The 11,699-nt window shown below is 72.9% G+C and carries 17 protein-coding genes; 15 read left to right on the forward strand and 2 right to left on the reverse strand.

Annotation, left to right across the window (positions count from 1 at the left end):
- Positions 1-39: 39 nt before the first annotated feature.
- From VFG42_RS05960 to VFG42_RS05995, 8 genes are all read left to right on the forward strand, one after another.
- On the forward strand, positions 40-1,200 hold the full coding sequence (locus VFG42_RS05960) for a hypothetical protein (RefSeq protein WP_324906272.1): 1,161 nt from the start codon (positions 40-42) through the stop codon (positions 1,198-1,200).
- Between the two features lie 10 nt (positions 1,201-1,210).
- Positions 1,211-1,894 (forward strand): polyphenol oxidase family protein, encoded by a 684-nt coding sequence (locus VFG42_RS05965; RefSeq protein WP_324906274.1) that lies wholly within the window; start codon positions 1,211-1,213, stop codon positions 1,892-1,894.
- Complete coding sequence (locus tag VFG42_RS05970) at positions 1,882-2,559, forward strand: YggS family pyridoxal phosphate enzyme (protein WP_324906276.1); 678 nt, start codon at positions 1,882-1,884, stop codon at positions 2,557-2,559. Before VFG42_RS05965 ends, VFG42_RS05970 begins: the two co-directional genes overlap by 13 nt.
- Before the next feature lie 45 nt (positions 2,560-2,604).
- Positions 2,605-3,168: a cell division protein SepF gene (locus VFG42_RS05975; protein ID WP_324906278.1), complete on the forward strand. Its 564-nt coding sequence runs from the start codon at positions 2,605-2,607 to the stop codon at positions 3,166-3,168.
- Positions 3,169-3,260: 92 nt separating this feature from the next.
- Entirely contained in the window at positions 3,261-4,013 is a 753-nt protein-coding gene (locus VFG42_RS05980; protein ID WP_324906280.1) for a pyrroline-5-carboxylate reductase, read from the forward strand.
- Positions 4,014-4,015: 2 nt separating this feature from the next.
- Entirely contained in the window at positions 4,016-4,318 is a 303-nt protein-coding gene (locus VFG42_RS05985; protein WP_324906282.1) for a YggT family protein, read from the forward strand.
- Entirely contained in the window at positions 4,315-4,785 is a 471-nt protein-coding gene (lspA, locus tag VFG42_RS05990; protein ID WP_324906284.1) for a signal peptidase II, read from the forward strand. Before VFG42_RS05985 ends, lspA begins: the two co-directional genes overlap by 4 nt.
- Entirely contained in the window at positions 4,760-5,656 is an 897-nt protein-coding gene (locus VFG42_RS05995) for an RluA family pseudouridine synthase (protein ID WP_324906287.1), read from the forward strand. Before lspA ends, VFG42_RS05995 begins: the two co-directional genes overlap by 26 nt.
- Here VFG42_RS05995 and VFG42_RS06000 read toward each other — a convergent pair.
- Both VFG42_RS06000 and VFG42_RS06005 read right to left on the reverse strand, forming a co-directional pair.
- Positions 5,634-6,047: a TA system VapC family ribonuclease toxin gene (locus VFG42_RS06000; RefSeq protein WP_324906289.1), complete on the reverse strand. Its 414-nt coding sequence runs from the start codon at positions 6,045-6,047 to the stop codon at positions 5,634-5,636. The genes VFG42_RS05995 and VFG42_RS06000 overlap by 23 nt on opposite strands.
- 9 nt (positions 6,048-6,056) lie before the next feature.
- On the reverse strand, positions 6,057-6,278 hold the full coding sequence (locus tag VFG42_RS06005) for a hypothetical protein (protein WP_324906291.1): 222 nt from the start codon (positions 6,276-6,278) through the stop codon (positions 6,057-6,059).
- A gap of 219 nt (positions 6,279-6,497) precedes the next feature.
- On the opposite strand from VFG42_RS06005, the gene rpsB reads away from it, so the two are divergent.
- The 7 genes from rpsB to VFG42_RS06040 all read left to right on the forward strand — a co-directional run bounded on the left by rpsB (position 6,498) and on the right by VFG42_RS06040 (position 11,680).
- Positions 6,498-7,481, forward strand: coding sequence for a 30S ribosomal protein S2 (gene rpsB, locus VFG42_RS06010; RefSeq protein WP_324906293.1), 984 nt, complete (start codon positions 6,498-6,500; stop codon positions 7,479-7,481).
- A 105-nt stretch (positions 7,482-7,586) separates the two neighbouring features.
- Positions 7,587-8,132, forward strand: a complete 546-nt coding sequence (gene tsf, locus VFG42_RS06015) for an elongation factor Ts (RefSeq protein ID WP_349260391.1) — start codon at positions 7,587-7,589, stop codon at positions 8,130-8,132.
- Between the two features lie 90 nt (positions 8,133-8,222).
- On the forward strand, positions 8,223-8,957 hold the full coding sequence (pyrH, locus tag VFG42_RS06020; RefSeq protein ID WP_324906297.1) for a UMP kinase: 735 nt from the start codon (positions 8,223-8,225) through the stop codon (positions 8,955-8,957).
- Positions 8,954-9,520, forward strand: coding sequence for a ribosome recycling factor (gene frr / locus VFG42_RS06025; protein ID WP_324906299.1), 567 nt, complete (start codon positions 8,954-8,956; stop codon positions 9,518-9,520). Before pyrH ends, frr begins: the two co-directional genes overlap by 4 nt.
- Positions 9,517-10,200 carry a polyprenyl diphosphate synthase gene (gene uppS, locus VFG42_RS06030; RefSeq protein ID WP_324906301.1) on the forward strand — a complete coding sequence of 228 codons (684 nt, stop codon included), beginning with the start codon at positions 9,517-9,519 and terminating at the stop codon, positions 10,198-10,200. The genes frr and uppS overlap by 4 nt, the downstream gene beginning before the upstream one ends.
- 5 nt (positions 10,201-10,205) lie before the next feature.
- On the forward strand, positions 10,206-11,087 hold the full coding sequence (locus tag VFG42_RS06035; protein ID WP_324906302.1) for a phosphatidate cytidylyltransferase: 882 nt from the start codon (positions 10,206-10,208) through the stop codon (positions 11,085-11,087).
- Positions 11,069-11,680: an ADP-ribosylglycohydrolase family protein gene (locus tag VFG42_RS06040; protein ID WP_324906303.1), complete on the forward strand. Its 612-nt coding sequence runs from the start codon at positions 11,069-11,071 to the stop codon at positions 11,678-11,680. The genes VFG42_RS06035 and VFG42_RS06040 overlap by 19 nt, the downstream gene beginning before the upstream one ends.
- Positions 11,681-11,699: the final 19 nt, after the last annotated feature.

Below are 11,699 nucleotides of genomic sequence, written 5' to 3' on the forward strand. Positions count from 1 at the left end.
CAGGGTACGAGAGGCGGCGGCGTGGCAGGATCGCCGGCGGTGTTCAGCTCCCGACAGGCCCTCGAGGCGCTCCGCGCGCTGCCCTGCGGCGACCGCGTGCTCGGCGTGCTCGCCGAGTTCCCGGACGCGTGGATCGTCGGCGGCGCGGTCCGCGACGCGCTGCTGGGCCGGGAGACGCTCGATGCCCTCCCGGACCTCGATGTGACGGTCGTCGGCGACGCCGCCGCGGTGGCGCGCGCGCTGGGACCGGTGACCGAGGCCCACGAGCGCTTCGGGACCTACGTGGTCGAGACCGCCGAGGGCTGCGTCGTCGACGTCGTCACCGCGCGGACCGAGCGCTACGACGCGCCCGGCGCCCTGCCCGAGGTCACGCCCGCGGGCCTGGAGGACGACCTGCTGCGCCGGGACTTCACGATCAACGCGCTCGCGCTCAACGCCGCGGGCGTGCTGCACGCGGCGCCCGCGGCGCTGGACGACCTCGAGCACCGCCGCCTGCGCGTCTTCCACGCCGCGTCGTTCCGCGACGACCCGACGCGCCTGTGGCGCCTGGTCCGCTACGCGGTCCGGCTCGGGTTCACGCCCGAGCCCGCGACCGACCGGCTCGCCCACGAGGCCGTCCGGCACGGCGCGCTGCGGACCGTCAGCGGCGACCGCCTCGGCGCCGAGCTGCGCCTGGCGCTGCGCGAGCCCGACCCGCTGAGCGCGCTGCACGCCGCCCAGAACCTCGGGCTCGTCGACGGGCTGGCGCTGGACCCCGCGCTCGTGGCGCGGGCGCTGGCGATCCTGCCGCGCGCCGAGGGACGGGCCGACCTGACGATCCTCGGCGCGGTGATCCCCGACGCCACGTGGGCGGACGGCTGGGGCTTCGACGCGCGCGAGCTGGCGGTGCTGCGGGCGTGCGCGCAGGCCGTGCCGCTCGACGCCGCCGCGCCGCCGTCGGCGGTCGCGCGGCGGCTGCGCGCGCTGCCCGTCGAGGCCGTGGCGGTCGCGGGCGCGCGCGGCGACGGCGACACCGCGCTGCGCTACCTCGGCGCGTGGCGCCACGTGCGCCTGGCCATCGACGGCGACGACCTGATCGCCGCCGGCGTCCCGCAGGGCCCGGACGTCGGCCGCCGCCTGGCCGCGACGCTCGCCGCGCGCCTGGACGGCGCGCTGGGCGACGACCGCGACGCGCAGCTGGCCTTCGGGCTCAACTGCTAGAACGAGCACCGTGGCCCTCGACGCCATCGACCTCGAACTGCCCGGGGCGCGCGTGCGCTTCACCGGCCGCGCCGGCGGCGTCTCCGCAGGCCCGTACGCCTCGCTGAACCTCGGCCGCTGGACCGACGACGACCCCGCGGCGGTGGACGAGAACCGCCGCCGCGCCGCCGATCGCGCGCCGATCGCCTTCGCCCGCCAGGTCCACGGGACGCGCGTCGTCGCGCTGGACGCGGCGCCGTCCGGGAGCGAGATCCCCGACGCCGACGGCGTCGTCACCCGCGCCCACGGCGTCGCCGCGATGGTCCTCACCGCCGACTGCGTGCCGGTCGCGCTCGCCTCCGCCGACGCGGTCGCGATGGTCCACGCCGGGTGGAAGGGCCTCAGCGGCGGCGTCCTCGAAGCGGGCGTGGCGGCGCTGCGCGCCGCCGGCCCGGTCCACGCCGCGATCGGCCCGGCCGCCGGCGCCTGCTGCTACGAGGTCGGCCCGGAGGTCGCCGAGCGCTTCCCGGGCTGGGCGCTGGACGGGCGCCTGCTGGACCTCAAGGGCGTCGCGGCCCGGCGGCTGCGCGCCGCGGGCGTCGCGCACGTCCACGATGTCGGCCGCTGCACGATGTGCGAGCCCGACGTGTTCTTCAGCCACCGCGTCAGCGGCGGCGTCACCGGACGCCAGGGAGGGATCGCATGGCGCAGCTGATCGAGGGCCTGACCGTCGAGGGCGTGCGGGCCAACGTCGAGCGCGTGCGCGGCGAGATCGCCGACGCCGCCGCCCGTGCCGGGCGCGGCGCCGACGACGTCGGGCTGCTGGCCGCCGTCAAGTACGTGGCGATCGACGAGCTGCCGGTCCTGGCCGCGGCGGGCATCGACCTGGCCGGCGAGAACCGCGCCCAGGAGCTGGAGCGCAAGGTCACCGCGCCCGGCGGCGACCGCCTCACCTGGGACTTCATCGGCCACCTGCAGTCGCGCAAGGTCAAGCAGATCCTGCCGCTGGTCCGGCTGATCCACTCGGTCGGCTCCGACAGCGTCGTCGACCAGCTCGGCAAGCACGCGCCGCCCGGCACCGAGGTCCTCGTCGAGGTCAACATCGCCTCCGAGGAGGGCAAGAGCGGCATCGCCCCCGACCGCCTCGACGACTTCATCGCGCGCTGCCGCGAGGTCGGCGGGGTGGAGGTCGTCGGCCTGATGACGATGCCGCCGCTGGCCCGGACGGCCGAGGACTCACGGCGCTGGTTCGCCGCGCTCGCCGAGCTGTCCGCGCATCGCGGGCTGCGCGAGCTTTCGATGGGCACGACGCAGGACTTCGCCGTCGCCGTCGAAGAAGGAGCGACCATCGTGCGTGTGGGCACGAGGTTGTACCGGTGATTGCAGGACAATCACCGTCTTTGGCGTACAGTTGGAGACGTGGCCGTGAGCGACAGCTGGCATAAGGCGCTCGTGTACTTCGGGTTGGCCGAAGAGCGCGACAGCTATGCCGACGACGATGAAGACGATTACCGCGGACGTGACCGGGAGCCCGAGCCGGAGCCCGAGAGCTACCGCGAGCGGCCGAACGTGCGCCGCCTCTCGTCGCGCCGTCGTCGCGACGACTTCGACGACATCTTCGCCGACGACGAGCCCCCGACCCGCGCGAACCTCCGCCCGATCGGCGGCGGGGGCGGCGGTGGCGGCGGCTCCAAGGGCCGCAACGGCGGCTCGGTGAAGCTGCACCTGGTCATCCCCAAGTCGTTCAACGACGCTCAGCAGGTCGCCGACAAGTTCAAGGACGACATCCCGGTCGTGCTGAACCTCCAGTCGACCGACACCGACCTGTCCAAGCGCCTGATCGACTTCGCCTCCGGCCTCACCTACGCGCTGGACGGCGGCATGCAGCGGGTCGCCGACCGCGTCTTCATGCTCACGCCGCGCAACGTCGAGATCTCGGCCGAAGAGCGCGCGCAGCTGATCGAGAAGGGCTTCTTCAACCAGTCCTAGGGCGAAGCTCGCCCAGGGGGCGAGTTCGCCTTGCGGGTGTTCGCCCAGAGGGCGAAACCCGCCGCCGTGCGGGGCACTACAGTGTCGCGCGTATGCAGGTCGGATTCATCGGTGCGGGGAACATGGCGCGAGGGCTCGCGCGCGGCTGGGGGCGTCCGGTGCTCGCCGCCGATCCACGCGCGGAGGTCGCCCAGGCGCTGGTCGACGAGCTGGGCGGCGAGGCCGTCGCGAGCAACGTCGCGCTGGCCCAGAAGGCCGACCTCGTCGTGCTCGCGCACAAGCCGCCGCAGCTGCACGACGTGGCGCGCGAGATCGGCGACCACGCCAAGGCGGTGGCCTCGATCCTCGGCGGCGTCTCGCTGGCCGACCTGAAGGCCGCCTACCCGGACCGGCCCGTCTACCGCTTCCTGCCCAACACCCCGGTCGAGCTGCGCGAGGGCGTGGTCGTCCGCGCCGCCGACGGCCACCAGGACGCGCGGCTGGACCAGGACGTCCCGGCGCTGTTCGGCGAGCTGGGGCTGCTCGTCGAGGTCGCCGACGACCTGGTCGACGTCGCGATGGGGCTGATGAGCAACGCCCCCGCCTACGTCGCGCTGCTGGCCGAGGCGCAGGTCGACGCCGGCGTCCGCCACGGCCTGCCGCCGGACAAGGCGGCCGAGATGGTGGTGCAGACCTTCGCCGGAACGGCCGCGCTGCTGCGCGCCCGCGGCAACGACACGCTCGCGGTCCGCCGCGAGGTCACCTCCCCGGGCGGGTCGACGGCCCGCGGCCTGGCGGCGCTGGAGCGCGCCGGGATCCGCGCCGCGTTCCAAGACGCCCTGGACGCCGTCCTCGGAGTGCGTTGAAGATGCTCATCCTCGCCACCACGCGCGAATCGGTCGCCAACTTCGTCGAGGCGCTGCTGCTGGTCTACACGATCATCATCATCGCCTACATCTTCACGTCCATGTACTTCAACGTGGGCGGGCGGATCCCGTACTCGCGCTGGTCGCGCTCGGTGCTCGACTTCCTCCGGGACGTCAGCGAGCCGTACCTCTCGATCTTCCGTCGCTTCATCCCGCCGTTCGGCCCGTTGGACCTCAGCCCGATGATCGCGATCATCCTGCTGTGGGTGGTCGGCGACATCGTCGTCCAGTTGATCCGGGGGTGAGGGGCCGGACGCTCGTCCGCGCCGGGCTCGTCCTGGTGGCGGTCGTCGTGCTCGACCAGGTCACCAAGGCGCTGGTCCGCGGCGGCATCGACGTCGGCGAGGAGGATTCGATCCTCCCGGGCGTCTCGCTCGTGCACGTCCGCAACACCGGCGTGGCGTTCGGCGCGTTCTCCGGAGGCGGGATCATCGTGGTGGCCTTGGTCGCCGCCGCGCTGATCGCGTTGTTGTATTACTTCTTCACCCACCTCGACAAGCCGCTGGTGTGGCTGCCCACGGGCATGCTGCTGGGCGGGTCGATCGGCAACATCATCGACCGCGTCCGCGACGGCGCGGTGACGGACTTCGTGAAGCTGCCGGCGTGGCCGGCGTTCAACGTCGCGGACATCTCCATCACCTTCGGCGTGCTGGTGCTGCTGTGGGTCATCGAGCAGGACGGTCGCGGTGGAGCTGACGGCGAGCGCGGATGACGCGGGCACGCGCCTGGACGCGCTGCTCGCCGGGCCGCTCGGGTCGCGCTCGCGCGCGGCGCGGCTGATCGACGCCGGCGCGGTCACCGTCAACGGCCGCGCGCGGCCCAAGCGCCACAAGGTCGACGCGGGCGACGTGGTCGTCGTCGACGACGCGGCCGACGCGCCGCCGGTCCCCGAGGACGTGGGCGCCGCCGTCGACTTCGCCGTCCCGTTCGAGGACGAGCACCTGCTGGTGGTCGACAAGCCCGCGGGCGTCGTCGTGCACCCGTCGCGCGGGCACCTGACCGGGACGCTCGCCCAGGCGCTGGAAGGGACCGCCGAGGGCGGGGAGGAGGGCTGGCGCGCCGGCCTCGTCCACCGCCTGGACCGCGACACCTCCGGCCTGCTCGTCGTCGCGAAGTCCGACGCCGTGCACGCCGCGCTGAAGGACGCGCTGCAGCGCCGCGACATCACCCGCGAGTACACGGCGCTGGTCGAGGGCCGCCCGCCGGCGCGCACCGGCACGATCGACGCGCCGATCGGCCGCGACCGCCGCGTCCGGACCAAGCACTCCACCGACAGCGACACGCCCCGCGAGGCGCGCACCCACTTCGAGGTCGAAGAGGCCCTGCCGCGCCACACGCTGCTGAAGGTGACGCTCGAGACCGGGCGCACCCACCAGATCCGCGTCCACCTCCAGGCCATCGGCCATCCCGTCGCCGGCGACCCCGAGTACGGCCACGCCGGCCTCCTCGGCCTCACCCGCCAGTTCCTCCACGCCCGCCGCCTCGCCTTCACCCACCCGATCACCGGCGAGCACGTCGAGGTCGAGTCCCCGCTGCCGCCGGACCTGCGGGCGGCGCTCGCTAGAGCGCGCGCAGCAGGGTGACGTCGCCGCCGCCGAGCTTCGCGAGGCCGGCGTCGAACGTCAGCAGGCGGGCTTCCGCGCGCCGGGCGAGCACGAGCAGGTGGACGTCGGTCACCTGACGATGGCCGGCGATCGCCGGGACGTCGTCGTCGACGAGCGAGACGTCGTCGGGGACGAACCGGTGCGTCTCGGCCTGTCGCAACCCGAGGAGGACCTCGCGCGCGACGTCGACCGAGATCGGGTGCGGCAGCACCTTCGGGTTGGACGAGACCCGCACGAACCCGCTCTCGGTGATCGGGCAGGTCGCCCAGCCTCGGGCGGCGTTGGCCCGGAACCACCGCCGCATCACGTGATGGTGGACGTGCGAGTCCCAGGCCAGCGCGACCAGCGCGTTGACGTCGAGGATGTGCAAGGCCCGGCGTCAGTCCTCGTCGAGCGCGCGGCGGACCATCTCCGGCGTGATCGGCGCGCTGCCGGCGGGGACGCGCACGACCGGCAGGTCCGCGTCGGTCTCGACCCGGGCCGGCGTCAGCCCACGGCGCGCCAGCTCGGACACGACCGACCCGAGTGAGCGCCGCTCGGCGGCCGCTAGCTCCCGCGCCGCGGCGATCACGTCGTCGTCGAGGTCGATCGTGGTGCGCACCACCCTGATGCTATCGCATCACCGCATCACCGGCCAACTGCGTCGCGCGCCGCCGAACCGCGGGCGCCGACACGCGTCGTCTATCCTGAACGGCGTACCAGTTCCCTCGACCCCACCGGGTCACAGCGGAACGCGGTCCTGCCTGGGCGATTCGAGCCCGGGTCCCGCGCTCCGGCCGGTGGGTTTTTCCCCGCAAGCACCATCAAAAGGAGCACCTCCATGGCCGCGTCGACCGAAGTCGGCATTCGTGAGCTGCTGGAGGCCGGAGTCCACTTCGGCCACCAGACCCGTCGTTGGAACCCCAAGATGCGTCGGTTCATCTGGGGCGAGCGCGGCGGCATCTACATCATCGACCTGCTGCAGACCGAGCGTCTGCTGCGTCAGGCCCAGGAGTTCGTCGGCGACCTCGCCGCCCGTGGCGGCACGGTTCTCTTCGTCGGCACCAAGAAGCAGGCGCGCGACTCCGTCAAGGAGGTCGCCGAGGCCTGCGGCATGCCGCACATCAACCACCGCTGGCTCGGTGGCCTGCTGACGAACTTCCAGACGATCAACCAGCGGATCAAGCGCCTCCACGACCTCGAGCGCTACGAGGCCGACGGCCAGCTGGCGCTGCTGCCGACGCGCGAGCGCCTGGCCGCCGAGGCCGACCTGGCCAAGCTGCGCGCGAACCTGGGCGGCGTCAAGAACATGACCCGCACGCCCGACGCGATCTTCGTCGTCGACCTCAAGACCGAGGTCATCGGCGTCCGTGAGGCCCAGCGCCTGCGCATCCCGCTGATCGGCCTGGTCGACACCAACTGCGACCCGGACGGCGTCGACTTCGTCATCCCGGGCAACGACGACGCGATCCGGTCCTGCGACCTGATCACGCGCGCCCTGGGCAACGCGATCTCCGCCGGTCGCGCGCAGTGGGAAGCCGCCGAGCAGGCGCGCGTCCAGCGCGAGCAGGAGGCCGCCGCGGCCCGCCAGGCCGAGGAGCACGCCCGCCGCGAGGCCGAGGAGGCCGCGCGCCGCCAGGCCGCCGCCGACGCCAAGGCCGCCGAGGAGGCCGCCGCGGCCGCCGCCGCGGCGCCGAAGGCCAACCAGGACGAGGTCGCCGGCTCCCCGGCGCCGACCGCGCAGGACCAGACGCCCGATCCCGCCTCGACGCCGGAGACCCCGGTCACGGACGCGGTCCAGGGCACCGACGCGCCCGCGCAGTAGCACCGCACCCTTCCCGAACCTGACCCTGAAACGGAGCACACACCCGTGAGCACCACGATCAGCGCCGCCGACGTCAAGGCCCTTCGCGAGAAGACCGGCGCCGGCATGATGGACTGCAAGAACGCCCTCACCGAGGCCGGCGGCGACGGCGCCAAGGCCGAGGAGATCCTGCGCGTCAAGATGGGCAACAAGATCGGCAAGCTCGCCGGTCGCGAGACGTCCGAGGGCACCGTCCAGGCCTACGTGCACGCCACCGGCAAGGTCGGCGTGCTCGTCCAGGTCGAGTGCAACACCGACTTCGTCGCCAAGAACGAGGACTTCGTCGACTTCGCGAAGGACCTCGCCCTGCACATCGCCGCCTCGCCGCAGACGAAGTACGTCACGGAGGAGGAGATCCCGCAGGCCGACAAGGACGCCGAGGCGCGGGTCTTCGAGCAGCAGGCCGCCGACAAGCCGGAGAACATCCGGCCCAAGATCGTCGAGGGCAAGCTGAAGGCCTGGTACAAGGACGTCGTCCTGCTCGACCAGGAGCACGTCAACGGCGACAAGCACGACGGCAAGACCATCGAGCAGCTGCGCGCCGACCTCTCGGCCAAGACCGGCGAGAACGTCGTCATCAAGCGCTTCACGCGCTTCGCCGTCGGAGAGTGACGCTCGCCCCGGGGGCGAGGTCGATGGGGGCCCGCCCACCCGCTCGCGTGGCGGCTCCCTCCCGCGGCCCTGTCCGTTTAGGATCGGGCCGTGCCTGACCCCGTCTTCAAGCGGATCATGCTGAAGTTGTCGGGGGAGTCCCTCATGGGCTCCCGCGACTACGGCACCGACCCGGAGCGCATCCGGGCGGTCGCTTCGGCCATCAAGCGCGTCCACGAGCTCGGCGTCGAGATCGCCATCGTCGTGGGCGCCGGCAACATCTATCGCGGGATGAAGGGCGCGGCCGCCGGCATGGACCGCGCGACCGCCGACTACATGGGGATGCTCGCGACGATCCTCAACGCGCTGCCGCTGCAGGACGCCCTGGAGTCCACGGGCGTCCACACGCGCGTGCAGAGCGCGATCAAGGTCGAGGAGGTCGCCGAGCCCTACATCCGCCGCCGCGCCATGCGCCATCTGGAGAAGGGCCGCGTCGTGATCTTCGCGGCGGGCACCGGCAACCCGTTCTTCACCACCGACACCGCGGCCGCGCTGCGGGCGGTGGAGATCCACGCCGAGACCATCCTGATGGCCAAGAACGGGGTCGAGGGCGTGTACACCGCGGATCCGCGCGAGGATCCCGAGGCGATGCTGATCCCCGAGATCACGCACATGGAGGCGTTGCGGCGCGGCCTGCGGGTGATGGACGCCACGGCGCTCACGCTCTGCATGGAGAACCGGCTGCCGATCCACGTCTTCAACATGGACGACGAGCAGAACATCGAGCGGATAGTGTCCGGCGAGAGGGTCGGGACCCTCGTCAAGCCGGAGGCAGGAGAGTCATGAGCGAGCTGATCGACGAGCTGCTGGCGGACGCCGGCGAGCGGATGGACAAGGCGGTCCAGGCGACCCACACCCAGTTCGGGTCGGTGCGCACCGGCCGTGCGAGCCCGGCCGTCCTGGACCGGGTCGTCGTCGACTACTACGGCGCCCAGACCCCGCTGAACCAGCTCTCCACGATCTCGGTGCCCGAGGCACGGCTGATCACCGTTCAGCCCTACGACGCATCCTCGATCAAGGCCATCGAGAAGGCGATCATGGAGTCCGACGTCGGGCTGACGCCCAACAACGACGGCAAGATCATCCGGCTCCAGGTGCCCGAGATGAACGAGGAGCGCCGGCGCGAGATGGTCAAGGTCGCCCGCGGGATCGCCGAGGACGGCCGCGTCCAGATCCGCAACGTGCGGCGCGACATCATGCACGACCTCAAGGCGCTGAAGGACGACGGCGACGTGGGCGCCGACGACGAGCGCCGGGGCGAGCAGGAGCTGCAGAAGCTCACCGACGCCAAGGTCGCCGACCTCGACGCCCTGCTGAAGGGCAAAGAGGAAGAGATCCTCGAGGTTTGAGCGCCTCGGAGGACGGCGGCAGGGCCCGCTACGTCGCGATCATCACCGACGGCAACGGCCGTTGGGCGCAGTCGCGCGACCTGCCGGTCGCCGAGGGCCACAAGGCGGGCGCCGACGTCGTGAAGGCCCGGCTCCGCGACGCCGTGGAGCTGGGCGTCGAGGAGCTGACGGTCTACTCGTTCTCGACCGAGAACTGGTCGCGCAGCGCCGAGGAGGTCACGGCGCTGATGCGGATGTTCAGCGAGCGGATCATCGGCGAGACGCCCGAGCTGAAGGCCGAGGGCGTGCGGATGCGGTTCGTCGGGCGGCGCGACAAGATCGCCCCGGCGCTGCTGGAGCAGATGGACTGGGCCGAGGCCGAGACCGCGGGCAACGGCACGATCACGCTGTTCATCGCCTTCAACTACGGCGGGCGCGCGGAGATCGTCGACGCGGCGGCGCGCTACGAGGGCGGCGGGGAAGCGGCGTTCCGAGAGTTGTTGTACGCCCCCGAGATGCACGATCCTGATGTCGTGATCCGCACCTCGGGCGAGCAGCGCACGTCGAACTTCCTGCTGTGGCAGGCGGCCTACAGCGAGTGGGTGTTCCGCGACGAGCTGTGGCCGGACTTCTCGCGCGAGGCGTTCGTGGCGTCGCTGTCCGAGTACGAGGCGCGCTCGCGCCGCTTCGGGGGGCGCTGAGCGCGATGCCCCAGCCGCGGCGAGCGATGGCGCAGCGCCGGGCCGGCCGTGGCGGGACGCCGCGGACGCCGCGCGGCGACCGCGAAGGCGGCGGCCGCCGGGGAGGCGACCTCGGCAACCGCGTGCTGGTCGCGATCCCCGCGCTGGCCGTGGCGCTCACGATGGTCGCGCTCGGCGACTGGGTCTTCCTGGCCGGCGTCGCGGTGCTCGGCCTGATCTGCCTGCACGAGCTGTTTCAGATGTTCGAGCGCGCCCGGCCCGCGCGGCTGGCCGGGGCGGTGGGGCTGATCGGCCTGCTGCTCGCCGCGCACTTCGGCACGCGCGAGACCGTCCTGCTCGTCTTCCTGGCCTGCCTGCCGCTGACGTTCGTCGTGGCGGTCAACCAGCGTGGCGGCGGGGGCGCGCCGGGGATCAGCGTCACGATCCTCGGCCTGGCCTGGATCGGCCTGGCGCTCGCGCACGCGATCCTGCTGCGCGACCTCGACCACGGCGGCGGCCTGGTCTTCGCCGTGCTGCTGGGCACGTTCGTCGGCGACACCGGCGCCTACCTCGGCGGCCGCGCGTTCGGGCGCCGCAAGCTCGCGCCGACCATCAGCCCCAACAAGACGATCGAGGGCCTGGCGATCGGGATCGTGCTCGGCACGGCCGCGGTCTGGTGGGCGGGGCTGAGCCAGCCGTGGCTGGGCGGCGGCAACGGCGCGATCCTCGGCGTGGCGATCGCGATCGCGGCGCCGCTCGGCGACCTCTTCGAGTCCTACCTCAAGCGCGACGCGGGCACCAAGGACACCGGCACGCTCTTCGGCGCCCACGGCGGCGCGCTGGATCGCCTCGACGCGATCCTGTTCACCGCGGTCACCGGCTACTACGTGTGGCAGGCCCTGGTCTAGAGGGCTTCGCGCTGGGCGACGCGCTCGGCGTGCCGTGGATCGGCGTCCCGCCGCGGAAGATCACGCGGCGCAGGCTGCTGGACGACCTGGGGCCGACCGGTGAGGCGACGCGGGTCGCCCTGGCCGCCTCGGCATCCGTGTCGCCTGGTGGTGAGCTGGTCACCACGAGACGACACGGATCGCGGGGAGCCGACGCGCTGGCGCTGCCGGTGGCGTTCGTCCGCGGGCTGGGCCTGGAGGACGCGCGCGAGCGCCGCGCGGCGACGCTGCCGCTCGGCTTCGGCGCGGTCGTCGTGGCCGACCTCACCGCGTGGGCGCTGGAGGGACGGCCGATCTACCAGTACCTGATCGACCACGCCAACAAGTGGGGGCCGCCGTACGGCGGCGTGGCGATGGACCAGCGGTCGATCGTCGACTCGCTGCTGGCGACGCTCTCCCGCCACGATGAGGCGAGCGAGGGGATGCTCTCCGCGGTCCGGATCGGCGGGGACGGGGTGGCGGTGCTGACGGCGCTGGTCGGCGGCATCCTCGGGGCGAAGCGGCCGGTGGCGGTCGAGCGCGTCCCGTGGCGCGATCGCGTGACGCTGCCTTGACGCGCCCGTACGCTTGTGC

The organism is Baekduia sp. (assembly GCF_035685985.1).
Classification (GTDB): Bacteria; Actinomycetota; Thermoleophilia; order Solirubrobacterales; family Solirubrobacteraceae; genus Baekduia.